The 23,728-nt window shown below is 41.0% G+C and carries 33 protein-coding genes; 20 read left to right on the top strand and 13 right to left on the bottom strand.

The annotated features are described in order from the left end of the window. Positions 1 to 32: 32 nt before the first annotated feature. On the bottom strand, positions 33 to 683 hold the full coding sequence (locus EDD69_RS11160; protein ID WP_424565358.1) for a YhcN/YlaJ family sporulation lipoprotein: 651 nt from the start codon (positions 681 to 683) through the stop codon (positions 33 to 35). Positions 684 to 807: 124 nt separating this feature from the next. On the opposite strand from EDD69_RS11160, the gene EDD69_RS11155 reads away from it, so the two are divergent. Next, on the top strand, positions 808 to 1,083 hold the full coding sequence (locus tag EDD69_RS11155) for a YutD family protein (RefSeq protein ID WP_132949038.1): 276 nt from the start codon (positions 808 to 810) through the stop codon (positions 1,081 to 1,083). A gap of 29 nt (positions 1,084 to 1,112) precedes the next feature. Here EDD69_RS11155 and EDD69_RS11150 read toward each other — a convergent pair whose 3' ends face one another. Together EDD69_RS11150 and EDD69_RS11145 are read right to left on the bottom strand one after the other, a co-directional pair. Then, the gene (locus EDD69_RS11150) at positions 1,113 to 1,376 is read right to left on the bottom strand and encodes a cytosolic protein (protein ID WP_132949037.1); all 264 of its coding nucleotides are present in this window, start codon (positions 1,374 to 1,376) and stop codon (positions 1,113 to 1,115) included. Positions 1,377 to 1,424: 48 nt separating this feature from the next. Further along, on the bottom strand, positions 1,425 to 1,694 hold the full coding sequence (locus EDD69_RS11145; protein WP_132949036.1) for a DUF3055 domain-containing protein: 270 nt from the start codon (positions 1,692 to 1,694) through the stop codon (positions 1,425 to 1,427). Between the two features lie 113 nt (positions 1,695 to 1,807). Here EDD69_RS11145 and EDD69_RS11140 point away from each other — a divergent pair, with 113 nt between their 5' ends. The 3 genes from EDD69_RS11140 to EDD69_RS11130 all read left to right on the top strand — a co-directional run bounded on the left by EDD69_RS11140 (position 1,808) and on the right by EDD69_RS11130 (position 3,799). Next, on the top strand, positions 1,808 to 2,245 hold the full coding sequence (locus EDD69_RS11140; RefSeq protein ID WP_132949035.1) for a DUF86 domain-containing protein: 438 nt from the start codon (positions 1,808 to 1,810) through the stop codon (positions 2,243 to 2,245). Positions 2,246 to 2,303: 58 nt separating this feature from the next. Beyond that, complete coding sequence (locus tag EDD69_RS11135; protein WP_132949034.1) at positions 2,304 to 2,936, top strand: helix-turn-helix transcriptional regulator; 633 nt, start codon at positions 2,304 to 2,306, stop codon at positions 2,934 to 2,936. Between the two features lie 92 nt (positions 2,937 to 3,028). Further along, positions 3,029 to 3,799, top strand: coding sequence for a TIGR01457 family HAD-type hydrolase (locus tag EDD69_RS11130; protein WP_165871778.1), 771 nt, complete (start codon positions 3,029 to 3,031; stop codon positions 3,797 to 3,799). 25 nt (positions 3,800 to 3,824) lie between these two features. On the opposite strand, the gene EDD69_RS11125 is transcribed toward EDD69_RS11130, so the two are convergent. Further along, positions 3,825 to 4,322: a phosphatidylglycerophosphatase A family protein gene (locus EDD69_RS11125; protein WP_132949032.1), complete on the bottom strand. Its 498-nt coding sequence runs from the start codon at positions 4,320 to 4,322 to the stop codon at positions 3,825 to 3,827. A gap of 167 nt (positions 4,323 to 4,489) precedes the next feature. Between EDD69_RS11125 and yutH the strand changes: the two genes are divergently transcribed. The 5 genes from yutH to thrB all read left to right on the top strand — a co-directional run bounded on the left by yutH (position 4,490) and on the right by thrB (position 9,974). Next, positions 4,490 to 5,476 (top strand): spore coat putative kinase YutH, encoded by a 987-nt coding sequence (gene yutH / locus EDD69_RS11120; protein WP_165871777.1) that lies wholly within the window; start codon positions 4,490 to 4,492, stop codon positions 5,474 to 5,476. Positions 5,477 to 5,559: 83 nt separating this feature from the next. Continuing rightward, a complete protein-coding gene (locus tag EDD69_RS11115) occupies positions 5,560 to 6,546 on the top strand; it encodes a 2-hydroxyacid dehydrogenase (protein WP_132949030.1) in 987 nt (328 codons plus the stop codon). Between the two features lie 157 nt (positions 6,547 to 6,703). Further along, positions 6,704 to 8,005, top strand: coding sequence for a homoserine dehydrogenase (locus EDD69_RS11110; RefSeq protein ID WP_132949029.1), 1,302 nt, complete (start codon positions 6,704 to 6,706; stop codon positions 8,003 to 8,005). Further along, positions 8,005 to 9,063, top strand: a complete 1,059-nt coding sequence (gene thrC / locus EDD69_RS11105) for a threonine synthase (RefSeq protein WP_207893280.1) — start codon at positions 8,005 to 8,007, stop codon at positions 9,061 to 9,063. Before EDD69_RS11110 ends, thrC begins: the two co-directional genes overlap by 1 nt. Beyond that, entirely contained in the window at positions 9,060 to 9,974 is a 915-nt protein-coding gene (gene thrB / locus EDD69_RS11100) for a homoserine kinase (protein ID WP_132949027.1), read from the top strand. The genes thrC and thrB overlap by 4 nt, the downstream gene beginning before the upstream one ends. A 31-nt stretch (positions 9,975 to 10,005) precedes the next feature. On the opposite strand, the gene EDD69_RS11095 is transcribed toward thrB, so the two are convergent. Beyond that, positions 10,006 to 10,242: a NifU family protein gene (locus EDD69_RS11095; RefSeq protein ID WP_044748558.1), complete on the bottom strand. Its 237-nt coding sequence runs from the start codon at positions 10,240 to 10,242 to the stop codon at positions 10,006 to 10,008. Between the two features lie 93 nt (positions 10,243 to 10,335). Between EDD69_RS11095 and EDD69_RS11090 the strand changes: the two genes are divergently transcribed. Continuing rightward, the gene (locus EDD69_RS11090) at positions 10,336 to 10,659 is read left to right on the top strand and encodes a YuzD family protein (RefSeq protein ID WP_132949026.1); all 324 of its coding nucleotides are present in this window, start codon (positions 10,336 to 10,338) and stop codon (positions 10,657 to 10,659) included. 113 nt (positions 10,660 to 10,772) lie between these two features. Here EDD69_RS11090 and EDD69_RS11085 read toward each other — a convergent pair whose 3' ends face one another. Further along, on the bottom strand, positions 10,773 to 11,843 hold the full coding sequence (locus EDD69_RS11085) for an NAD(P)/FAD-dependent oxidoreductase (protein WP_132949025.1): 1,071 nt from the start codon (positions 11,841 to 11,843) through the stop codon (positions 10,773 to 10,775). A 189-nt stretch (positions 11,844 to 12,032) separates the two neighbouring features. Here EDD69_RS11085 and EDD69_RS11080 point away from each other — a divergent pair, with 189 nt between their 5' ends. Further along, positions 12,033 to 12,272 (top strand): YuzB family protein, encoded by a 240-nt coding sequence (locus EDD69_RS11080; protein WP_132949024.1) that lies wholly within the window; start codon positions 12,033 to 12,035, stop codon positions 12,270 to 12,272. Between the two features lie 24 nt (positions 12,273 to 12,296). Here the strand turns inward: EDD69_RS11080 and EDD69_RS11075 are convergent, their stop codons facing one another. Then, positions 12,297 to 12,974 (bottom strand): DUF2225 domain-containing protein, encoded by a 678-nt coding sequence (locus EDD69_RS11075; RefSeq protein ID WP_132949023.1) that lies wholly within the window; start codon positions 12,972 to 12,974, stop codon positions 12,297 to 12,299. A 236-nt stretch (positions 12,975 to 13,210) separates the two neighbouring features. Here EDD69_RS11075 and dapF point away from each other — a divergent pair, with 236 nt between their 5' ends. Together dapF and EDD69_RS11065 are read left to right on the top strand one after the other, a co-directional pair. Next, entirely contained in the window at positions 13,211 to 14,065 is an 855-nt protein-coding gene (gene dapF, locus EDD69_RS11070) for a diaminopimelate epimerase (protein WP_132949022.1), read from the top strand. Positions 14,066 to 14,081: 16 nt separating this feature from the next. Next, complete coding sequence (locus tag EDD69_RS11065) at positions 14,082 to 14,444, top strand: HesB/IscA family protein (RefSeq protein WP_132949021.1); 363 nt, start codon at positions 14,082 to 14,084, stop codon at positions 14,442 to 14,444. A gap of 274 nt (positions 14,445 to 14,718) precedes the next feature. Here EDD69_RS11065 and EDD69_RS11060 read toward each other — a convergent pair whose 3' ends face one another. From EDD69_RS11060 to yumC, 3 genes are all read right to left on the bottom strand, one after another. After that, a complete protein-coding gene (locus tag EDD69_RS11060) occupies positions 14,719 to 15,054 on the bottom strand; it encodes a hypothetical protein (protein WP_132949020.1) in 336 nt (111 codons plus the stop codon). A gap of 267 nt (positions 15,055 to 15,321) precedes the next feature. Beyond that, positions 15,322 to 16,104, bottom strand: coding sequence for a CAP domain-containing protein (locus EDD69_RS11055; RefSeq protein WP_243643102.1), 783 nt, complete (start codon positions 16,102 to 16,104; stop codon positions 15,322 to 15,324). Positions 16,105 to 16,384: 280 nt separating this feature from the next. Next, positions 16,385 to 17,380 (bottom strand): ferredoxin--NADP reductase 2, encoded by a 996-nt coding sequence (gene yumC, locus EDD69_RS11050; protein ID WP_132949019.1) that lies wholly within the window; start codon positions 17,378 to 17,380, stop codon positions 16,385 to 16,387. A 318-nt stretch (positions 17,381 to 17,698) separates the two neighbouring features. Between yumC and EDD69_RS11045 the strand changes: the two genes are divergently transcribed. After that, entirely contained in the window at positions 17,699 to 18,925 is a 1,227-nt protein-coding gene (locus tag EDD69_RS11045; protein ID WP_165871776.1) for an NAD(P)/FAD-dependent oxidoreductase, read from the top strand. Between the two features lie 5 nt (positions 18,926 to 18,930). On the opposite strand, the gene EDD69_RS11040 is transcribed toward EDD69_RS11045, so the two are convergent. Then, the gene (locus tag EDD69_RS11040; RefSeq protein WP_132949017.1) at positions 18,931 to 19,113 is read right to left on the bottom strand and encodes a hypothetical protein; all 183 of its coding nucleotides are present in this window, start codon (positions 19,111 to 19,113) and stop codon (positions 18,931 to 18,933) included. A gap of 195 nt (positions 19,114 to 19,308) precedes the next feature. Between EDD69_RS11040 and EDD69_RS15395 the strand changes: the two genes are divergently transcribed. From EDD69_RS15395 to EDD69_RS11020, 5 genes are all read left to right on the top strand, one after another. Then, complete coding sequence (locus tag EDD69_RS15395; RefSeq protein WP_165871775.1) at positions 19,309 to 19,443, top strand: YuiA family protein; 135 nt, start codon at positions 19,309 to 19,311, stop codon at positions 19,441 to 19,443. Between the two features lie 59 nt (positions 19,444 to 19,502). Further along, complete coding sequence (locus EDD69_RS11035) at positions 19,503 to 19,826, top strand: YuiB family protein (RefSeq protein ID WP_132949016.1); 324 nt, start codon at positions 19,503 to 19,505, stop codon at positions 19,824 to 19,826. Between the two features lie 106 nt (positions 19,827 to 19,932). Further along, positions 19,933 to 20,649 carry a 3D domain-containing protein gene (locus EDD69_RS11030; RefSeq protein ID WP_132949015.1) on the top strand — a complete coding sequence of 239 codons (717 nt, stop codon included), beginning with the start codon at positions 19,933 to 19,935 and terminating at the stop codon, positions 20,647 to 20,649. 141 nt (positions 20,650 to 20,790) lie between these two features. After that, on the top strand, positions 20,791 to 21,411 hold the full coding sequence (locus EDD69_RS11025) for a DUF47 domain-containing protein (RefSeq protein ID WP_132949014.1): 621 nt from the start codon (positions 20,791 to 20,793) through the stop codon (positions 21,409 to 21,411). A gap of 15 nt (positions 21,412 to 21,426) precedes the next feature. Then, the gene (locus EDD69_RS11020; protein WP_132949013.1) at positions 21,427 to 22,425 is read left to right on the top strand and encodes an inorganic phosphate transporter; all 999 of its coding nucleotides are present in this window, start codon (positions 21,427 to 21,429) and stop codon (positions 22,423 to 22,425) included. A 58-nt stretch (positions 22,426 to 22,483) separates the two neighbouring features. Here the strand turns inward: EDD69_RS11020 and EDD69_RS11015 are convergent, their stop codons facing one another. Further along, positions 22,484 to 23,086 (bottom strand): biotin transporter BioY, encoded by a 603-nt coding sequence (locus EDD69_RS11015; protein ID WP_132949012.1) that lies wholly within the window; start codon positions 23,084 to 23,086, stop codon positions 22,484 to 22,486. A 144-nt stretch (positions 23,087 to 23,230) separates the two neighbouring features. On the opposite strand from EDD69_RS11015, the gene EDD69_RS15390 reads away from it, so the two are divergent. Continuing rightward, positions 23,231 to 23,389, top strand: coding sequence for a hypothetical protein (locus EDD69_RS15390; protein ID WP_165871774.1), 159 nt, complete (start codon positions 23,231 to 23,233; stop codon positions 23,387 to 23,389). Here EDD69_RS15390 and EDD69_RS11010 read toward each other — a convergent pair. Continuing rightward, on the bottom strand, positions 23,377 to 23,673 hold the full coding sequence (locus tag EDD69_RS11010; protein ID WP_132949011.1) for a YuzC family spore coat inner layer protein: 297 nt from the start codon (positions 23,671 to 23,673) through the stop codon (positions 23,377 to 23,379). The two genes, EDD69_RS15390 and EDD69_RS11010, sit on opposite strands and share 13 nt — an antisense overlap. Positions 23,674 to 23,728 lie beyond the last annotated feature (55 nt).

The following is a 23,728-nucleotide window of genomic DNA, read 5'->3' as shown; positions in this document are numbered from 1 at the left end:
CTAACCCACGTCAAAGGATTAGGACCTTTTTGTTATTGCGCTGTCCGATTGCGGAAATCGCGATCAAGTCGATCGTTCATTTCACCGATTGCTTCGCCGTTTTCATTTTCTCCTTTATTCAACTTACGCCCTTGCGGCGATTTTAACATTTCTTTAATCGTTGGATCGATGATTTGATCAATATTGCGGCTGTTGGAGTCTAGACGGCCATACCGCTCAATTTCTTGAAACATGCGCGGGTTATCCGAAACATACACATGATAGTATCTCGGAACGACGGAAATGGCCGTCTTTTTCACTTGATCTGCCGTTTCAAAACGATTCGTTGAATCGGTTTTGTAAACGATTAGCACCTCTTCATCGGTAACGAGCGTTCCAACATCATGAACGTTTGGCAATTGCGTGCACAGTTTGCTAATTAAGTCGGCGACATTTTCACGATTTAATGTTGGCATTGTTCCATATTGAGTCCTATTTCCAGGAATTGGACTTCCTTGGTGACGAACGTAGCCAAAATTGGTCAGACGAGAGTCCGTTCCATTACGCACTCCTTGTGTGTTATATAAATCATTTCGATCTCGAACATTAATCGTTGTTCCATTTCGCTCATACAATGATTTCGATTCATTCATTCCGTAAGCACAACCCGATAAAAGAGCGGCAAAACTTAAGCCAATCACCATCCATGTTTTTCGCAAATGAATCCCCCCTTATCTTTAGCATTCCTTATCTTCTTTCGCTCATAATAGTGATTGCTTGGGAATCGGACATGCTTTATGATAAAAGTGGAAAGAAGAGGTGAGAGCGATGATTTGGATTAATAATACGTGTTATGAATTGGTGGAAAATTTTAGAAATGGATTTAATGAAGAGGCATTTCGCGCTCGATATAGCGACATTTTAAATAAATATGATTACATCGTTGGAGACTGGGGATACAATCAATTGCGCTTGCGCGGTTTTTTTGACGATCATAATCAAAAAGCAACGTACGATACGAAAATTAGTACGCTTTCGGAATATTTGTATGAATATTGTAATTTTGGTTGCGCTTATTTTGTGTTGCGGAAAGTGAAAAAATAGGTCAGAGATTGCTCTGACCTATTTTTTATTCAATATGATCCGCTTTTTTCTTCATCGTCATGAACAGGATGGGATCCAGGATCTTGTCGCGGAATGTCTTGGTGAAGCGATTTATATTCATAGTTGAATGCGCTGTAATGCCGCTGTCCTTTTTGCCAAGGGGTGCTTTTATTTTGAACAGGTTCCTCTTTCCCGCGTGGTGCCCCGTATGGACCTTCTGGAAACGTTTCAGGAACAAGAAAATTTTTTATCTTTTCGACGGTGGAAAAATCGCTATATTTTTCTTCAGTCATGATGGTTCTTCCTCTCTTTTTTGCGTAGTTTTCCACCGATTCAAAAATTCATCCGACGATTTCGTAAAGAAATGAACGCAATTCATTCGCATCTTCTTCATTTAAGCCGTAAGCATGTTCAATATATCCAGGCTCATCGAGGTCGTCTGAACCGATAATCGCAAAGCGATTGCTTTGTAAATCAAGAACGAGTAATTTTCCATAAAAGCGATCGGTATGCAAAATGGCTAAGTCGAATCGCTGATTTTTTCCGACAAAGCTAACGAAGCGCGTTTTCGTATCAACCGTATCGTCATATAAAAATAGTCTTTCTTCCATTGAAATCCCTCCATTTGATGATGTTACCATTTTATCTTAACAAATTTCGAACGTATGTGTAAAAGAACGCCATATGGTAAAATGAAAACAAACGTGATAAAGGGGAGATCGGGATGTATTTTGTCGATCGGCGAAAAATAGAAGAAACATTACAGTATATGGAGAAAATGATGACCTATTTACAAAAAGAAACATCCTTTCAAACCGATCTGGAAAGATTGGCGTTAGAGCGATTGGCTCACGTCTTAATCGAAGCGATCATTGATGTTGGAAATGCGATGATCGATGGATTCATCATGCGTGATCCGGGAAGCTACGAAGATATTATTGACATTTTGACGGATGAAAAGGTCATTCGTCCGGAAGAAGCAAAACAATTGAAAGCGATTGTTCAGCATCGAAAAAATCTCGTTCAACAATATATTCATGTTTCGCACGAACAGCTGCTCAGCATATTGCGAGAAAATTTAGCTGCTCTTCAATCATTTCCAAATGCAGTACGAACGTATTTGCATAACGAATTAGGTCCTGTTTCCGCTTTTCGAAATTAATTTGTTTATAAATTGTCTCAATAGGGGAAATAGGATAAAATGGAAGAGGGTGAAAGCAATGAGAAAAAAGACCTCTTCCACAAAAGAGCAAATTTTAAAGATGTTAAAGGTGCAAAAGCGCTTAACGGTTAGTGAGATGGCCAAACAGCTGAACATTACAGAAATGGCTGTACGCCGTCATCTAAACGCATTAGAACGCGATGAGTTAGTACAAACAACGCTTGTTCGGCAACCGCTGGGGCGGCCGACAAACGTTTATGAATTGACCACTAAAGGAGAACAGCGCTTTCCACGCCATTATCAACAGACGATGATCGACTTTTTGGCAGATCTTGAGCAAATGGCTGGAAAGGAAATGGTTGATCAACTGTTTAAAAATCGACAAGAACGAATGAAGCGAATGTATGAAGCCAATTTTTTAAATAAATCATTTGCAGAAAAAGTAAAAGAGCTTGTCGATTTACAGAACGAGCATGGCTACATGACTGAATTGAAAAAAAAGTCGGATGATCTATTTGAATTAGTGGAACATAATTGTCCGATCGCTGAATTGGCTCAGGTTTATCCGATTGCATGCGAATGCGAGCGAGGATTGTTTGAAACGTTGATTCATGAAGCGGAGGTTGTGCCAAAAACGTGTTTAGCGGCCGGCGATGATGCGTGCCGTTACGATATTAAGCGAAAAAAATGAACAATCATTGAACACTCCCGTTCATTTTTTGACAACAAAGACGGTTTGCGCTAAAGTTTGAAACGTGCATGTTTTCAAAGGGAGTGTGGGTCGTGAAAACGTATAAAGGCTATTTAATTGACCTAGATGGAACAATGTATCGAGGCACAGAGCGAATTGAAGAGGCTTGTGCATTCGTTCAAGTACTTCATGAAAAAGGAATTCCTTATTTGTTCGTGACAAATAATTCGTCACGGACACCTGAACAAGTAGCAGAGAAATTGCGTAAGTTTGGCATCCCGGCAACAAAAGATCAAGTATTTACAACGAGCCAAGCAACAGCGAACTATATTTTTGAACGAAAGCCGGATGCTACGGTTTATGTGATCGGCGAAGACGGCATTCGCCAAGCGCTTAAAGAAAAAGGGTTTACGTTTGCCAATGAAGATGCCGAATTTGTTGTGATGGGAATTGACCGAAGCATTAACTATGAGAAATTGGCCATTGCTTGTTTAGCCGTTCGCAACGGTGCGACATTCATTTCAACCAATGGCGATATTGCGATTCCGACGGAGCGAGGATTGCTGCCAGGAAACGGTTCACTTACGTCTGTTGTGGCTGTGTCAACGCAAACAAAACCAATTTTTATCGGAAAACCAGAAAAGATTATTATGGAACAAGCGCTTGAAGTGCTTGGTGTACCAAAAGAAGAAACATTAATGATCGGCGATAATTATGACACGGATATTATGGCGGGCATGAATGCGGGAATTGATACGCTGCTCGTTCATACAGGTGTTACAACAAAAGAAATGTTAAAGACATATGAAAAGCAGCCAACCTATGTTGTAGATTCATTAAAAGAATGGATGGATCGAATTTAAAAAGGTGTCTCCAAAAGGAGACACCTTATTCTATATTTGCGGCGCGATGAGCGAGCCGGCTCGATGCAGCCGCTGCGATGGCACCGACGATATCATCTAAAAACGTATGGCATTTTCCGGTTGATTTATCGTTTAAGTATTTTAAAATGCCTGGTTTTTGTTTATCAATATATCCGTAGTTTGTAAATCCGATGGATCCGTACACATTGACGATTGATAAGGCTAAAATTTCATCGACCCCATATAATCCCTCATCCTTCGCGATAAATGATTGCAATGGTTCATGAAGCATTCCTTTTTCTGCTAAAAGATCAAGCTGAATGCCAGTGAATAGTGCATTTTGTACTTCACGCTTTGCGATGACGCGATTCACGTTATGAATACATTCTTCTTTTTGTAAATTCGGATGGTATTTTGACTGTAAATAATAGACTAAATCCGCAATATCCTCAATGGTCACACCGCGTTCGGCAAGCCATTGTCTTGCGATTTGCTCCATCTTGCCCATTTTTTCTTCCTTCATTCGCTTCACCTATTTCTTGTTATTTCATTCATTATACTTTCCATAGTTTAAGTTTATGTAAAAAAGATAAGAAACGTTCTCTTTTTTCATCTTTGCCTCTGAAAAGAACTTTATACAGATTTTTTATTTTTCTGTCATATACATGGGATAAAAGAGGGGGGAGAAAGGTGAACAAAGAGATTGAACAACAATATGGATTGCGCGTACGACAGATCGAAAACCGAGCACGCTATAGGACGTTTACTCAAGGCAATGCTTTATATATCATCGCACCAACAACAGAATCCGAAATGGAATTGCAGGAACTTTGGCAAATGGGAACGTATTTGCTTATGAAAGGAGATCATACCGTTGCTTCACTCTTGCCGACACGTTCAGGAAATATGGTAGGAAAGGTGAATGGAGAAACGGTCACGCTTTGGAAAGGATCTGTACATGAAAGAAATAAACAAATGGCTAAAGAGCTTGCGAAACTTCATCAACGCGGTCGAACCTATCCTTATCCCGTTCAGTTTCACAAGCGCATCGGGGAGTGGAAGGATTTATGGAGCCGTCGCTTAGATCAACTTGAACAGTTTTGGAAAAATAAAATGAAAAAACATCCAGAAAATGAGTTTGACAAACAGTTTTTTGAATCATTTCCATACTATTTAGGTCTAACAGAAAATGCCATTCAATATTTAGTCGATACAGAATTAGATGATTTCCCGCAACCTGTTGATTCAGCAACGATTTGTCACCATCGCTTTCGTTCTTCTATATGGGAAGACATGATTGTAAAAATTCCGCTTGATTGGGTATATGATCACTGCGCGCGCGATCTAAGCGAGTGGATTCGCGAGCAATGGCTGCATTCGAGCGATGAAGCAGAGATTCATTCGTTTTTGAGCGACTATGAACGAATCAGTCCGCTCAGTCGTTTTTCTTGGCGGTTAATCTATGCTCGTTTGCTATTTCCGCTTCATTATTTTGAATGTGTCGAAGGATACTACTTAGCAAAAGATGAAAGGGAACGGAAAAGATACGAAATCGAGCTTTATAACATCTTGGACAAAACAAATGAATACGAGCGTTGTTTAGGTCGTTTTCATGACTTGTTGAAACATCGTGCAATGAGCTTTCATCTTCCTACCATTCATTGGCTGAAAAACTAATGTAAGCGAAAAAAAGAAAAAATGAATCTTTTTATGGTAAAATTACATTGTGACATTTTTTGGTTGCGAAAGGGGTCGAAGCAATGAATCAACCATACGTCTTTATTACGAGAAAACTACCTGAAGAAGCAATCGCGCCACTACGGGAAAAGTATAACGTTCATATGTGGCCACATGAGGATATCGCTGTTCCTCGAGATGTGCTTTTGGAGGAAGCGAAAAAAGCGGATGCGTTACTAACGATGCTGTCGGATCGAATCGATCGCGAAGTAATAGAATCGAGCGAAACATTAAAAGTCATCGCCAATTTAGCGGTCGGCTTTGATAATATCGATATTCAAGCAGCAACAGAAAAAGGGATCGCCGTTTGCAATACGCCTGATGTGTTAACAGATACAACCGCTGATTTAACGTTTGCTCTTCTTTTGGCGACGGCAAGACGACTCATTGAAGCAGCAGAGTTTGTCAAAGCTGGAGAATGGAAAAGTTGGAGTCCGCTTCTTTTAGCCGGACATGACGTTCACCATAAAACGATTGGAATTGTAGGAATGGGAAAAATTGGTCAAGCCGTGGCGAAGCGGGCAAAAGGCTTTGATATGGAAATTTTATACCATAATCGTTCGCGAAACGTCGAGGCTGAACAGACATTGGGAGCTGTGTATTGTTCGTTTGAAGAGTTGTTAAAGCGCTCAGATTTCGTTGTATGTCTCACGCCGCTCACAAAAGAGACGTACCGAATGTTCGATCGAGAAGCGTTTCGAATGATGAAAAAATCCGCGATTTTTGTGAATGCTGCTCGCGGTGCGGTTGTCGATGAAGAAGCGCTGTATGAGGCGCTCGTTCACGGAGAAATTGCTGCTGCTGGATTGGATGTTTTCGTCCAAGAACCAATCGATCCAACCCATCCTTTATTAAAATTAAAAAATGTGGTGGCTTTGCCGCACATCGGCAGCGCAAGTACAGAAACGCGCTTGGCGATGATGGATTTATGCTGCCGGAATATTATGGCTGTTTTACAAGGAGAACATCCAGAAACACTCGTCAATGAGGAATGGAAATGGAGCCGTTAAGCGGCTCCATTTTTAATTTTTTAGAAAAATAAGACATAAAGAGCTTTCAAATGGTATGATAGTAAAAATGAGGATTGTAAAAACGATGGATATCCTCTATAATGTCTACTATACAAAAACAAATGTTTATTACAGATAAACACAAGGGGTGGAGAGGATGGCAAAGCACGTTTCAGTAGGACTTTTAGGATTAGGAACGGTTGGCAGCGGCGTCGTGAAAATTATTGAAAATCATCAAGATCAGCTCATTCACCAAGTGGGCTGCCCAGTGAAAATAAAAAAAGTATTAGTTAGAGATTTATATAAAAAGCGTGAAGTTCAATTGGATTCATCGTTGTTAACGACAGATGTCAATGAGGTCATTCAGGATCCTGATATCGATGTTGTTATCGAAGTTATGGGCGGAGTCGAAGAAACGCGTCAATATTTGTTGACAGCATTAAAAAACGGAAAACATGTTGTAACGGCAAACAAAGATTTAATGGCGCTATATGGAACCGAGTTGCTAGCCGTCGCATCGGAAAATGGCTGCGATTTATTTTATGAAGCGAGCGTGGCAGGAGGAATTCCAATTTTGCGCAGCCTTGTGGATGGATTAGCATCCGATCGCATTACAAAGATGATGGGAATTGTCAACGGAACAACCAACTACATTTTAACGAAAATGAGCAAGTACGGCCGTGCGTATGAAGAAGTATTGGCGGAGGCGCAAGCGCTCGGCTATGCGGAAGCGGACCCGACTTCCGATGTCGAAGGATTGGATGCGGCACGCAAAATGGCCATTTTGGCCCGCTTAGGTTTTTCGATGAATATCGATTTACAAGACGTGTATGTTAAAGGAATTACAGGGATTACGGAAGAAGATTTGAATTACAGCAAACGATTAGGCTATACAATGAAGCTCATCGGCATGGCTCATCGCGACGGCGAGAAAGTAGAAGTGAGCGTGCAGCCAACGTTATTGCCGGATTCACATCCGTTGGCCTCCGTGAATGATGAGTACAATGCGGTTTATGTTTACGGTGAAGCGGTTGGCGAGACGATGTTTTACGGGCCTGGGGCAGGCAGTTTGCCAACAGCGACGGCGGTCGTATCGGATTTAGTTGCTGTCATGAAAAATATGCGCCTTGGGGTAAATGGAAGAAGTGCCGTCATGCCGCAGTATAATAAGAAGTTAAAAACGAATAGCGAAATTTTCTCGAAATATTTTTTGCGCATTCATGTCAAAGATCAAGTCGGTGCCTTTGCCAAAATCACATCGCTCTTTTCTGAACGCGGGGTAAGTTTTGAGAAGATTTTACAATTGCCATTAAAAGAGAAGGATTTAGCAGAAATTGTACTCGTCACACATAAAGCGTCGCTCAAAGACTATGAAGAAGTATTGCAACAATTGCGTGATTTGGAAGTGGTTGCTGAAGTGAAAAGTTCGTATCGTGTGGAAGGGGACGGTGTTTTATAATGTGGAAAGGTCTTATTCATCATTATCGCGACTATTTGCCTGTGACGGACAATACGCCGCCTTTATCGCTAAATGAAGGGAATACGCCGCTTATTCCCCTTCCGCATCTGTCCGAGAAGCTCGGGATTGAGCTTTATGTTAAAACGGAAGGTGCCAATCCGACAGGTTCGTTCAAAGATCGCGGGATGGTCATGGCGGTCGCCAAAGCAAAAGAGGAAGGAAGCAACACGATTATTTGTGCTTCGACTGGAAATACCTCTGCTGCCGCAGCCGCTTATGCAGCGAGAGCAAAGATGCGATGCATCATCGTCATTCCAGATGGCAAGATCGCGTTGGGCAAGTTGGCACAAGCAGTGATGTACGGCGCAGAAATTTTTGCGATTCAAGGAAATTTTGATCACGCGTTAAAGATGGTGCGACGCTTAAGTGAAATCGCTCCAATCACGCTTGTAAACTCTGTTAATCCATATCGAATCGAAGGACAAAAAACAGCCGCTTTTGAAATTTGTGAACAGCTTGGGCAAGCACCGGATGTATTAGCGATTCCAGTCGGAAACGCTGGAAATATTACCGCTTATTGGAAAGGGTTTAAAGAATATCACGAAAAACACCGTACGGGGCTTCCGCAAATGCGCGGATTTGAAGCAGAAGGAGCGGCGGCAATCGTTCGGAATCAGGTCATTGAAAATCCTGAAACGATCGCAACGGCCATTCGCATCGGTAATCCAGCAAGCTGGGAACATGCGGTTCGCGCTGTCCATGAATCAAATGGGAAGATCGATGAAGTATCAGATGAAGAAATTTTAGAAGCGTATCGTTTGCTTGCGCGCGAAGAGGGCGTTTTTGCTGAACCCGCTTCATGCGCGTCGATTGCTGGAGTGATCAAACAACGGAAAAGTGGAGAAATTGCGAAAGGAAGTCGAGTGGTTGCCGTTTTAACGGGAAATGGCTTAAAAGATCCGACGGTGGCAATGGAGGCGACATCGATTCAGCCAATCGTGTTGCCAAATGATGAAAAAGTCGTGTTTTCCCACATTCAAGGGGTTGTTTTTCAGTGAGAGAAGGAGAGATGTTAAAAATCGTTGTTCCTGCTAGTACGGCGAATCTAGGCCCGGGATTCGATTCCATCGGTCTAGCTGTTTCACGTTATTTAACATTGGAAGTGATGTTGAGCAACAAGTGGGAGTTTGTTCCGAAAACAGACGAAGTGAAAGAGATTCCAACGGGAAAAGAAAATTTGATTTTCAAAGTGGCAGACAAGCTGGCGAAACAATACGACGTAGAGCTTCCTCCGTGTCTTGTTTATGTTTATAGCAATATTCCTTTTACACGCGGGCTTGGAAGCAGCGCAGCGGCGATCGTGGCAGGAATTGAGTTGGCGAATGAGCTTGGAGGTCTTTGCTTGTCACAGCAAGAGAAGCTAAGATTTGCTAGCGAGTATGAAGGGCATCCTGACAATGTTGGAGCATCGCTATATGGCGGGCTTGTGATCGGCAGCCACCGCCAAGATGAAACAGATGTTGTCCATGTTCCGATGATTGATTTAGATCTTGTTGTCGTGATCCCTCCTTATGAAATGGAGACAAAAAAAGCGCGAAATGTGCTACCAAATGAATTTTCTCGCTCTTATGCGGTTGAAGCAAGCGCTGTGAGCAACGTATTAGTCGCTGCGTTATTGATGGGAAATTGGGAGTTAGCAGGAAAAATGATGGATCTTGATTTGTTTCATCAACCTTATCGCTCTCCGCTTGTTCCTGAGCTTGACAGCGTTCGGGCAGTGGCAAAACAACATGGAGCGTTTGGAGTGGCGTTAAGTGGAGCAGGTCCAACGGTCATTTGCTTTGCGGAAAAAGGGAATGGTGCTCGTTTATATGAAAAGCTTGCAACGATGTTTCCAACTCACCAAGTTGAGCAGCTATCTGTTGAAACACAGGGAAGTCGATTATATAAAATGGCATTAGAAAAATAGGCTAGCTTTCCAAAGAAAGCTAGCCTATTTTTTAAAATACTTGCTCTACTTCAACGACGCCAGGCACTTCTTCTAACAACGCGCGCTCAATTCCAGCTTTGAGCGTAATGGTTGAGCTTGGGCAGCTTCCGCATGCGCCAAGAAGGCGAAGTTTGACAACGCCATCCTCAACATCGACTAATTCGCAATCTCCGCCGTCGCGAAGCAAAAATGGGCGAAGTTTGTCTAATACTTCTTGTACTTGTTGTTTGATATCTTGATCTGACATTTCAATCGACTCCTTTCGTTAACTTTATTATAATCATGATAAAGAAAAAAATCTATTGACACGGCTTAACTTTTTTCCAGCCATGGAAGGGGGATGAGGATGAAAACAATTGAAATATGTGTGTACGGTGCTGAAACCGTTTGCGCTTCTTGCGTTCAATTGCCGTCAGCAAAAGAAACATATGAATGGCTAGAAGCGGCTATTTCGCGAAAATATCCAAATCAATCGTTTCGCATTTCATACATCGATATTTTTAATCCACCAGAAGAGGAAGAGAAGAAACGGTTTGCTCAGAAGGTGATCGATGAAGATTTGTTTTATCCTGTTGTCGTCATTGAAGGAAAAATCGTCGGTGAAGGGAATCCGAAGTTAAAAACCATTTACGAAGAGATGGAGAAATATGGATATAAATCGTGAAAAGGGCGAGAAATCTTGCCCTTTTCTTGTTTAGCCTCAAACGAGCATTTTTCGCTTTCTTTGTGGACGTTTCCATACTTGTTGAATGATTCCTTCGCATTCACCAAGGATCATTAATAACCATTGTGATATTTATACATCCAAAGAACGCCCGATTTTAACAGTCGAGGAACGCGACCGGTCAACGGACGGTCAGCGACTAAGCCAAATCCATGTTTTTTGCCGAGAGAGCCAAGAATGCCTTTTAGTTTAATTGGCGGGAATTCGCTAGGAGGCTCTTCCCCTTTCCACCGCTTTTGAAGCACTTGAACGATTTGTTCGGCTTGGCCTTCTGCAAGTTGGGCGCTTGGTGCGTGCGGAAGACTTGCGCAGTCCCCGACAACGTATACGTTTTCATAACCAGGAATGTGATGACGAGGTGTTAAAACCACTCGTCCTTGTGCATCTTTTTCGACATTCATCTTACGAACAACTTTGTTTGGCTGAACGCCTGCGGTCCATACAATGGCATCGCAATGAATCGGTTGGCCATGGTTAAACACGGTATGTTCTTCCACTTTTGTGATGTTGGATTCCCGAATAATTTCGACGCCATGCGAATCAAACCAATTCTCGACATAATTGCTTAATCGTTCTGGAAACATGGATAAAATTCGTTTGCCGCGATCGAATAGTTTTACGTGTAAATCTGGCCGGCTTTCGACGAGCTCGCTTGCTAATTCGACACCGCTTAAGCCCGCTCCAACAATGCCAACGATGCTATTTGGCGGAAGATTGTTCAGCTTTTGATACGTTTCTCTTGCTTTATCAATGGTTTGGATGCTATAAGTAAAAACGTCTGCGCCTGGTATATTATGATACTTATCCTCGCAGCCTAAGCCGATGACTAAATCATCGTAAGAGATGCGAGTGCCATCTTGCAGATGAACAACCTTATGTTGTAAATCGATTTCAGTCACTTCGCCGAAAACGTATTGAAGGCGAGGATGTTCAGGAAAAGGAACACGAATATGCTGGTCGCTAATGGTTCCAGCAGCAAGCGCATAATATTCTGTTTTTAAACAGTGATAAGGAACACGATCAACAAGGGTAATTTGTACATTTTCTGGTAAATTGTTTGGAAGTAGGCGGAGCAAAATGCGCATATTTCCGTATCCGCCACCGAGCAGTACGAGGTTTCTCATGGAAGCTTTCCCCTTTTATTAAAATTCACTCAAATTCGCCATTAAAAGTATAGCGAAATTGTGACAAAATAACAACAATTTTTCGAAAAAGAGTGATAATAAACCGGGAAGATCTCAATAAATGTTACATATTGTTTTTGAAAAATGATATAATAATAAGATTGAGAAAATGATATAGAGGTGACGGTTTTGATTAAACCAATCGTTGAATTTTGTATAAGCAATTTAGCTAATGGATCTCAACGCGCTCTAGAAAAGCTCGAAAAAGATCCAAATTTAGATATTATCGAATACGGCTGTTTAGGATACTGCGGAAAATGTGCTCAATCGCTGTTTGCGTTGGTCAACGGGGATGTAGTGACTGCGGAAACAGCGGAGGAGTTAGTGGAGCGAGTGTACGAATATTTAGAAGAGAACCCAATGTTTTAAAGGGGCACACAGAAGCGTGCCCTTTTATTCTTGGCGAGCTTCGCGAATTTCTTGCCAACGCTCGTAAGCCATGTTGACAATTCCTTTTTCGATCGTTTCATTTCGTTTGCCGATGACTTTTGAAAAATACAAAATCGCCTGTTTTTCATTATTTAAGCGGCGATACAACTCTCCGATTAAATAAAGAAGGCGCACTTCAGACATATGTGTATGGGCGAAATCATCCGTTTGATAAGAGGCGAGGTATTCTTCTAACGCTAGGCGCATAAACCGCTCTTCTTCAGCTTTCATTTCTTTAGAACGGTATAACCAAGCGAGACGTATATATAATCCTGCGATTGTAATATGCTTTTCTTTTTTTAATGTAGCAGAATAGATGCCGAGTTTATATGTATTGGTTGCCTCTTGAAATGTTCGTTTTCCTCCGTAATTTTTCCCAGACCACTGGGCACAAATTTGCTTTTCAATCGTTTCTAGCGTCGTTGGCGGAAAATAAGGTGAAAATTCTTCCGTCGCTGCAAAGCCGCAATGCGGGCAAACATGAACATAATATAAAAGCGGATTGGTTTCTTCGCTTTCATAATAGGAACAAAAATCTGTATCGTGCCGAATGGGACGAATAAAACGAGAGCGTACTTTTTTTGTCGTATAGTTTTTTTTACAAACAAGACATGTTACGTTGCGGTCATATAAAACGTCCATCGTTCTCCTACCTCTTGATGTTGATTGTTTTTTTATTGTGATAATCCTGGTTCTATTATACTACTTTTTTGTGATAAACGTTCTATGACTTTTGGTTAATAACATACATTTTTCACAAAAAAACCCGCAAAAGCTTTTCAATGAAGAAGAAGCTTTTACGGTTTGGGGGATATATATATTGTCACCATGTTTTATTATCGGTATACTCAAAGCAAAAGAAAATGTTGGAGGCGCTTATGAGAAGTTTTGCGTTTACAAAAATGCATGGGTTAGGGAATAGTTATATTTATGTCAATATGTTTGAGGAGCAACTAGAAGAGGAGAAATTGTCTGAAATTGCGGTCAACGTGTCGAATGTTCACACAGGGATCGGCTCTGATGGATTAATCTTAATCTGTCCTTCTGATGTAGCACCGGTAAAAATGCGCATTTTTAATAGCGATGGATCCGAAGGAAAAAATTGCGGAAACGGACTTCGTTGTGTGGCTAAATATGCATATGAGCATGGAATCGTTAAAGACAAAACATTTTTCATTGAAACGTTATCTGGGCTCGTTCAGGCGGAAGTTTTTGTCGAGAATGGAAAAGTGACAAGTGTAACCGTTGATATGGGGGAACCTCGTTTATATCGTAAAGATTTGCCGATGGTTGGAAACGAGAATGATATGATTGTGAATGAAGAAATTGAATTTGCGGGGAAAACCTATCGAATGACAGGGGTATCAATGGGAAATCCGCATGCGATATTTTACGTAGAAAATATTGATCATGCTCCGGTGACCACGCTCGGCCCAATTGTTGAAAAGGATGAGCGTTTTCCAGAAGGAATTAATGTTGAATTTGTGGAAGTCGTGAGCGATGATGAGCTTCATTTTCGCGTTTGGGAGCGCGGTTCAGGAGTGACGCAAGCATGCGGAACAGGAGCTTGTGCAGCCGTGGTTGCTTCCGTTTTAAATGGAAAAACAAAACGGAATAAAGAAACCGTGGTCCATTTGGCTGGAGGCGATTTATATATCACTTGGACGGAAGAAGGAAATGTGCTTATGAGAGGACCAGCCGAAACGATTTGTACAGGAATTTATTATTATTAAACAAGGAGGAATCAAAATGAGCGAGATTGTAATTTTAACGGAATCAGCGGCATCACAAATTAAACAAATGATGAAAGAAAGCGGAGAGGAAAACGCTTATTTTCGAATCGGTGTTTACGGTGGAGGATGCAGCGGCCTTTCGTATGCGATGGGCTTTGATCATGAAAAAAGGGAAAAAGATCATGAATCGGTCCAACATGGCGTCCGCATTTTAGTCGATAACGAAAGCGCACTCGTTTTAAAAGGAACGGTTATTGACTATAAGGAGGCAGCAATGGGCGGCGGATTCACGATCAACAATCCGAACGCGATTGCTTCTTGCGGTTGCGGCTCCTCCTTTAGAACGGCAACGAATGCAGGGAAGCCGGAGGAATGTTAAACGGCGATATAATAGGCGATATAATATGTGTTCAAAAATGGGAGCCGAATCTTTCGGCTCCCATTTTGTGATCCATTCATTATTTACCGATAAACATTTGTGTCCAGTGTTTTCCAGTTTGTTCAAAACCTACTTCAATGTGAGTGAATTAGCGTTAAGGTGCTTGGAACGTTCGTGCACATAGGGGCGGGTGCGCAAGCTCATCGGCATAATTGGCGGTGCCCCCTTCGTGGAGCCGTGGATTGTAGTAACAATCGCGGTTGTGCAAGAGCCATCATAAGTCCGTCGGCCTTGACGTAAAGCCATAAAAAGACGCAAGTTGCAGACGGTTAATGATTATAGCGATTTCAGTGAATTGTTCTTTTAAATAGCGAAGTGCGTTAAGAGATTCAAGATCTTCTTTAACTTTTTCGGGCGGAAGCTTAGCTGCTTTAAGTTGATTGTGAATGAATGCAAGTATGTAAACGTCAAACGGATCATGAAGTACGTTCTTTCCTTCGCGCTTGAAACGGAAATACTCTGAATATGTTCCGTCAATCCAATCAGCAGATGCAGTTTGTGGACAACCCGTTGTTTTTATTAATTGGCTCCTTGTGATGGTGTATTGCACCGGTCTCATTCTCCCTTTTATTCCGACTTATATAGATTTTAGCGTTAACCGGAACGGCACTCAATCGAAAAATGTAGTTTGGTCTCATTTACCTCTATTTACATAATTTTCAAGATTGATTCGAAAGACATGATGACGGCAGCATCAGCGTGAGTTATTAATGGGTAAAGACGCGACTTCGCTTGCTAATTCCGAAGAACCTTATTCGGCATGTGTTCAAAAATGGGAGCCAAAGTATATTTTGGCTCCCATTTTGTGATCCATTCATTATTTACCGATAAACATTTGTGTCCAGTGTTTTCCAGCTTGTTCAAAACCTACTCCAATGTGAGTAAATTGTCTATTCAAAATGTTTGCTCTGTGACCAGGGCTATTCATCCAAGCTGTAACAACCTCTTGCGGAGTACGTTGGCCTTGGGCAATGTTTTCACCCGCTGTTTTGTAAGTAACCCCAAAGTTTCTCATCATATCAAATGGAGAACCATAAGTCGGGCTTGTATGTGAGAAATAATGGTTTTGTTGCATATCCTGGGATTTCCTTTGAGCCACAGCACTTAGCTGAGTATCCGCTCTTAAAGCAGGAAGGCCCGCTCGAGCTCTTTCTCTGTTCGTTAAGTCAATGACTTGTTGAGCATATTGACTGATCCCTGCGGAAGGCTGAGTTTGTTGTTGCTGAGTCGGTGCCTGCTGTCTAGGTTGAGTTGGTTGCTGTTGTATTGGCCTTTGCGTTTGTTGCTGTTGTGTTGGCGTTTGTATTTGATTTGGTGGCATTGTATATTGTCTTCTCTGCTGATTCAATTGTTGCTGAATTCTTGCTTGCCACTCAGCTGCTTGTCTAGGGTCTATTTGGACAAATTTGTACTTTGCATCTTGGACCAGTACGGCTCTTGTATAAGGATAGTTGTCGCTTGATAGCGATGTATACGAAGCTGAAATATCCATGTTTTCATTATCATCATTGTCATTACGGCCTGTATCCATTGCGTTGCACGCTGTAAGTCCCATTACTAGGAAAAAAGCTGCGAGAAAGCCAGTCATTTTCTTTATCAATCGTAACACCTCCTAAAGGTAGTATTTTTACACCCTTAGTTTTTATATTTTTGACAAAAATAAAGATGGGAATAACTGTGATAAATGGAAGGTGCGGAGAATAAAAATGAGTTACTTGTGGGCAAAGTACGGAGTCAAATGCAATTCAGTGGTTGATGATAGGAAAATCTGCTAAACATAACGGCGGATTCACGATCAACAATTCGAATGCGATTGCTTCTTGCGGTTGCGGATCCTCCTTTAGAACATTGAAAAAAAGGGTGCGCGTTGGCACCCTTTTTTATTCAAACATAGAAGTAGAGTGAAGCGGCTGTACTTTTGCGTTTGGATCGATGTATGCTTTGGCATTGTTGACAGCTGTTGGAGCTTCTCCAAAGCCGCAAGCGATTAGTTTTACTTTTCCTTCATATGTACAAATATCCCCTGCTGCGTACACACCAGGAATATTCGTTTCCATTTTTGAGTTGACCTTAATGGAGTTTTTCTCAATTTCCAAGCCCCATTCTTTAATTGGACCAAGCGAAGAAACGAATCCGTAGTTGACGATGACCGCATCGACATCGATCGTTTCGCGTTTTCCTGTTTTCACTTCCTCAAGTACAACTTGTTTAATACGATCTTCATCGCCGATGAGTTCAACTGGAACAAACGGTGTTTTCACTTCAACAGAGGATTTCATTAAGTTTTCAACGCTATGTTCATGAGCGCGGAATTTATCACGGCGGTGAACGATCGTTACTTTTTCAGCGATCGGCTCGAGCATAAGCGCCCAGTCAACCGCGGAATCTCCGCCGCCGCATACGAGCACTTTTTGTCCGGCGAATTTATTTAAGTTATCGACAAAATAGTGCAGATTTTTTCCTTCGTATTGCGCAGCGTTCTCTAATTCTAAACGACGCGGCTGAAATGCACCGTTTCCAGCGGTAATAATGACTGCTTTTGAATAGTGAATTTCTTTATTGGTTGTTAATTTAAATGTCCCGTCTTCTAACTTTTCAAGCTTCTCAACGGATTGTTCTAGACAAATCGTTGGGTTAAATTTCGACATTTGTTCTTTTAAATTGTCAATTAATTGTTGGGCGCGAATTTTCGGGAATCCTGCTACGTCATATATGTATTTTTCAGGATAAAGAGCAGATAATTGACCACCTAGCTGTGGAAGGCTTTCAATAATTTTGACGCTCGCTTGCCGCATGCCGCCGTAAAATGCTGTGAACATGCCTACTGGTCCACCGCCAATAATCGTAATATCATACACTTTTTGATCTTCTTTCACGTCTATTCCTCCTAAACAGGTAATTTTTCATACATTTATCATACCATAAAAATAAGAGAATATCGTCTCCTATTTCGAAAATTCGGACATGTCGTTTTGGGAAAAAGGAAGTTTAAAAAATGAGTTTTTCCTCTTGAAAAACATTAAAAAAAAGAATAAGATGTTAAAGTAGAAAGATTGTTAAGATTTTATGACAATTTTTTTACAAATTATTGTATTTTTTTGAGATTATTCGTGAATGAATTCACAAACTTTTGAAATGATAAAAAATTGCAAAGAGCAGAAGCTAAACAAACAAAAAATTAAGAAAAGGTGGAAGTGATTCACTTGAAGAAGCCAAATGTTGTTGTTCTAGGTGCTGGTTACGGTGGTCTTATGACGGTGACACGCCTACAAAAGATGGTGGGCGTCAATGAAGCAAACATTATTTTAGTGAACAAATATGATTACCATTACGAATCAACATGGTTACATGAAGCGGCAGCAGGTACGCTGCATCACGACCGTGTCCGTTATCCAATTGTGGATGTGATTGACCGCAACAAAGTTCAATTCATTCAAGATACGGTTGTCAAAATTGTTCCGCAAGAAAAGCGTGTGCTTTTGCAAGATAATGGCGAATTGACGTACGATTATTTAGTTGTTGCGCTTGGTTTTGAATCCGAGACGTTTGGAATTAAAGGTTTGAAAGAATATGCATTTGCGATCGCAAACGTCAATGCTGCTCGTCAAATTCGCGAGCACATTGAATATCAATTTGCGACGTATAGCACAGAAGAAGAAAAACGTGAGGAGCGCTTAACGATTGTTGTTGGTGGTGCTGGATTCACAGGTATTGAGTTCCTTGGCGAACTTGTAGACCGCGTTCCTGAACTTTGCCGTGAATATGATGTGGATCCAGATAAAGTGCGTATTATCTGTGTGGAAGCCGCTCCAACTGTGCTTCCTGGATTTGATCCTGAACTTGTTGAATATGCGGTAAATGTATTAGAGAAAAAAGGTGTCGAATTCAAAGTTGGTACAGCGATTAAAGAATGCACGCCAGAAGGAATTATCGTTGCGAAAGATGATCAAGTTGAGGAAATTAAAGCTGGTACGGTCGTTTGGGCAGCGGGTGTGCGCGGTAACCATGTCATTGACGAGTCTGGTTTTGAAGCGATGCGCGGTCGTGTAAAAGTCGACCCGTTCTTGCGCGCGCCAGGTTATGACGATGTATTTATTGTTGGTGACTGCGCGTTAATTATTAATGAAGAAACAAATCGTCCATATCCACCAACTGCGCAAATTGCGATGCAGCAAGGAGAAACATGTGCGAAGAACTTAGCTGTGCTCATTCGCGGACAAGGTGAACTTCAGCCGTTTAAACCAGATATCAAAGGAACTGTTTGTTCGCTTGGACACGATGATGCGATTGGCGTGGTATTCGGTAAGAAAATTTGGGGAACAAAAGCAAGCTTCATGAAGAAAATGATTGACAACCGTGCCCTATATTTAATTGGCGGTCCAACGCTTGTAGCGAAAAAAGGAAAATTCAATCTTCTCTAACTCTTTTAGAGCAAAGGCGTTTGTGCCTTTGCTCTTTTTTGTGTGATTATATATGATAAGCTTAATTTTTCGACATAAACAAGCTTTTCTGCCACTTCTCCGAACGAAAACGCCATCAGACAAATGAATTTGTCTGTCATGCGTTTTACGTTCGGAATCGGCATGCTTTTAGCATGCTGGGGCGGCAAGAGAAATCTTGCCGCCTATGGCAGAAAAGCGGTCTTCTATTCATGATGAGGTATGTCGGAAACTCAACTTGAATCTATATCAATAAATAATAAATTACATTGATTATGAAAGATGGAGGTTAAAAAAACGTATTGCATCATCATTGTTTTTTTGTTATATTTATCAGAAAATTAAGAAAAAAGAGGTGAATGATGATGCACGAAAGTAAACCGTGTGCTTATTGTTCCGGAAACGGATATGTGTACGTTGTTTTAGGAGGTTCAGAAACATGTTATTGTTGTAAAGGAACAGGGGTTGAACAGCAAAAAGTGGAAGCGGTCACGAAGTGAAGATTGACTCATTTTTTCCGATTCAGTACACTTAGATTGGTGTACTGGAGGTGATTCGGATGGAAATGAGCATTCCTGTTTTACTAATTTCGATGTTATTATTTTTCGTTTTGTTTTTTGGAATCGGCTTTTTGTTAAACATGATTTTGCGAACAACTTGGACAATGGCTGTTTTGAGTCCGTTTGTCTTTATTTTTTTTATTGACCAAATTCCATTTGTTGAATATTTCACCGCTCCTGTAGCTTCGTTTGGTCACGTGAAAGAACGAGTATTATCACTTGCTTTAGCTGATTTGCTCATTTTAAGCAGCGGATTTGTTGGAGCTGTTGCTTCAGGGCTCGTTATTCGAGCATTACGGGCAAAAGGATATCGAATGTTCTAAAGCTTTCACCGATGTTGGTGAAGGCTTTTTTATTTATTCTCCTAGCGGTTCATGTATATTTCTTTTCAATGTTGGAAAGAAATAGAACCGTGGGAGGAGTGAGGTAATGAGTTTTTTATGCATTTGGTTAAGACGAACGACGATGGTCGTATTGTTTGTTTTCGCTTTGTTGACGACTTTCCAATCACTATCAGGAGTTGAGGCGAAAGCACTTTCGGATTGGCTAGCGCATTCTCGCATTTCATTTTTTTCTCCTAAGTATATCTTTTCTTATGATTTATATGACCATGCGCTAGAGCGTTTTCAACGAAAACAGCAAGCAAAAACAAAAATTTCTTCTCAACAAACATTAAATGAATCATTGACGTTGGAAGAGGCCGTTGATTGGTCAAAATATCCATCAACAACGGTCGTTGCGACTGGATATACAGCTGGAGTGGAATCAACAGGAAAAACCCCAGATCACCCTAGCTATGGAATTACGTATTCAGGAGTGCGAGTGAAGCGAGATTTGTACTCGACGATCGCGGCTGATTTAAATGTATTTCCGATTGGAACCATTTTGTTTATTCCTGGATACGGCTACGGTGTTGTTGCTGATAAAGGTGGAGCGATTAAAGGAAACAAAATTGATTTGTATTATGAAACGGTTGAAGACGTCTATAGGTATTGGGGGAAAAAGAAGCTGGATGTGTATGTCGTGAAGCGAGGAGAAGGAACGTTGTCCGAGCAAGAGCTTATTCGTCTAAATGAAAATGAAGCGATGCAAGTGTTTCGTCAACAATACATTCGAAAAAAAGATGAAAATGGAGTAGGGCTATGAAACCTTACTCCGTTTTTTATATGAATGTAAATGTTTTGTTAAGTTTGTGTAAATTTTATTTCAACGAATTGTAAATTCGACAAAAGTTGATAAAATAGGACAGGGCGGCTCTAGAAAATTAAAAATGATGGGGGTTTTCATATGATTTTTTCGCCAAAAAAAGATGTATTTTTTGAACTTCTGTTTACCATTTCTGAAAATGTAAAAGAGGCAGCTCAATATTTTGTCGATTTCAAAATTAATAATTTAAGCGATTTGAAAGAATTTACAAGAGTGATGAAGGAATACGAAAAGAAAGGCGATTCGTATATCCACGAGCTGATCGTTGCTTTAAATAAAACGTTTATTACGCCAATTGAACGAGAAGATATTCATCAATTAGCGATGAAAATGGATGATGTGTTAGATGGATTTGAACAATTTGCTGCCCGTTTAGAAATGTTTTCATTTACCGATATTGATGAACATATGAAGAAGTTTTTTGACCAAACCTACAAAAGCACAATTGAAATTGCCAAAGCGTTGGAGTTGCTTGCGGATAAAAAATTATTAGACATGAGAACACACGCGATTCAAATTAAGGATTACGAGACAAAATGTGATGAAATTTTACGTGCTTCGATTAAAAATTTATTTGTGACTCAAAAAGATCCAATCAAAATTATTCAGTATAAAGAACTATACGAAATGTTGGAAAGCATCGCTGATAGCTGTGAAGATGTCGCAAATACAATCGAAACAATTATTATGCGCAATGCGTAAGGGGTCTTAGGAGATATGGATACAGTATTAATATTAACGATTTTAATTGTTATTTTTGCGCTAGCATTTGATTTTATTAACGGGTTTCATGATACGGCGAATGCCATTGCGACATCGGTTTCAACGCGGGCGATGTCACCGAGACAAGCCATCATATTAGCAGCGGTGATGAATTTCATCGGTGCTTTGACGTTTACTGGTGTAGCCAAAACCATTAGTAAAGATATTGTGGATCCATATACGCTTCACGATGGTTCAGTTGTCATCTTGGCAGCGTTGATTGCTGGAATTGCGTGGAACCTTATTACTTGGTATTATGGAATACCGAGCAGTTCTTCGCATGCACTGATTGGTTCGATTGCAGGTGCAGCGATTTCTGCTGCAGGGTTAGATATTTTAAATTACAAAGGATTTTTAAAAATTTTACAATCTCTTATTCTCTCGCCTTTTCTCGCATTTGGGGTCGGTTTCTTGGTGATGTTTATTTTTCGTTTCCTTTTCAAAAACTCCAACTTGTCCAAAACAAATAAAGGGTTTCGCTTATTTCAAATTGTAACGGCCGCTATGCAAGCCTATACACATGGTACGAATGATGCCCAAAAAGCAATGGGAATTATTACGATGGCATTAATTGCAGGAGGATATCACACTTCCACTGACATTCCGCTTTGGGTTCGTGTTTCCGCGGCTGTTGCGATGGGACTTGGAACGTCGGTTGGCGGTTGGAAAATTATCAAAACAGTCGGCGGAAAAATTATGAAAATCAAACCGATTAATGGTGCAGCAGCGGACTTATCATCGGCACTCATTATTTTTTCAGCTACGACGTTGCACTTACCTGTCAGCACCACACATGTTATTTCTTCAGCGATCATGGGGGTTGGTGCCGCACAGCGTGTTAGAGGAGTTAAATGGGGAGTCGCTCAACGTATTGTCATGACTTGGATTATTACATTACCAGCGTCTGCGATTATTGCTGGGGTTGTATATCAACTGCTTCATTTGTTCTTTTAAATAAGAGGTGCGCAGCGAATTGCGCACCTTTCTTCGTTTTCAGAATTCTAAACGAGATTCAAGCGGTTCGCTGTGAATAGGAAGAGCTTTTTTGTAATGCTGCATAAATGCGTGGAGAAATGACTCCGGCGATGATCGATAAAATGATGTCTTTTGGCAGCGGAACAAGCATCCAACTCCATACCATCGCGTACGAAAACCCTTCTGGAGCTTCTGCCCAAAAACGATACGCAACATACATCCAATTTGTACCGATCACATAGTTAATCGCCATTCCGACAAGCGTTGCAACGATAAAGCGAGCGACAGAAGGAGTGTCGTTGCTTTTTTCGATGATGAATCCTGTTACATAAGCAGCGATAATGAAAGACAAGATGAAACCGAATGTTGGCATCATCACGCTTGAAAATCCGCCATCAAGTCGCGCAAAAACAGGAGCGCCAAAAAGACCGATCAGCATGTAGACAGTCATTGCCAGTGCACCGATTCTTCGGCCGAGTAAAGCGCCAGCTAGAACGCAAAAAAAGGTTTGCAATGTAATCGGTACGCCACCGATGACAAGAAACGGAACCCACGAGGTGATGTTTGCGCCAATGGCCATTAGTGCCGCGAACATTCCAATGAAGGTAAGATCGATCGTACGAAATTTCGTTTTTGTCATTTGTAAACCCCCTGTGAATAGTAAGTTAACAAAATCGTAACGAATCGTGTAAAAAATGTCAATATATTCTTTTGTGTTCATACATAAACATTTTTTTATTGAACAAGATAAATAAAAAGTTCAATGAATGTGAGGAATTTGAATATGGTCAATGAACGTGATGAACAACAACTTATTCGCGCGAATCGTCTTGGGGCAAAAGAAGATATCATTCATATAAGCGAAATAGATGATGGCCATGATTTGCGCGATGCAGCTCAAATTGGTGAAAAGCAAATGTCATCTCCTAATTATCGCCAATAAAGGAGAAAGGTGAGTTGGCAACAAGCAAATTCCCCTTTTTTCGGCGACAACGTAACATGAATGGTATTTGGGTTGAATGAAACTTCCAGCTCCGATTGAATGCCGACGGAGCGAAGAAGACGTTTGACTTCATCTTTTTTTGATTGTTGAGCTGCAGACATCACTTGACGGGCAAACGATGGCGATGTCGCTAGCTTATTTGTAATCGAGGCAGCGTCTTTTAAAAGTTTTGGCATAGAAGTAGCCGATTTAGTAAACAACGTTGCATCTACTTCTGGATACAAATGGGATCACTCCTTTTTTCACAGTATATGTTGTGCAGAAAAAAAACGCTCAAGG

The organism is Thermolongibacillus altinsuensis, from assembly GCF_004341205.1.
Taxonomy (GTDB): domain Bacteria; phylum Bacillota; class Bacilli; order Bacillales; family Anoxybacillaceae; genus Thermolongibacillus; species Thermolongibacillus altinsuensis.
This window is presented reverse-complemented; position numbering and strand designations above follow the sequence as displayed.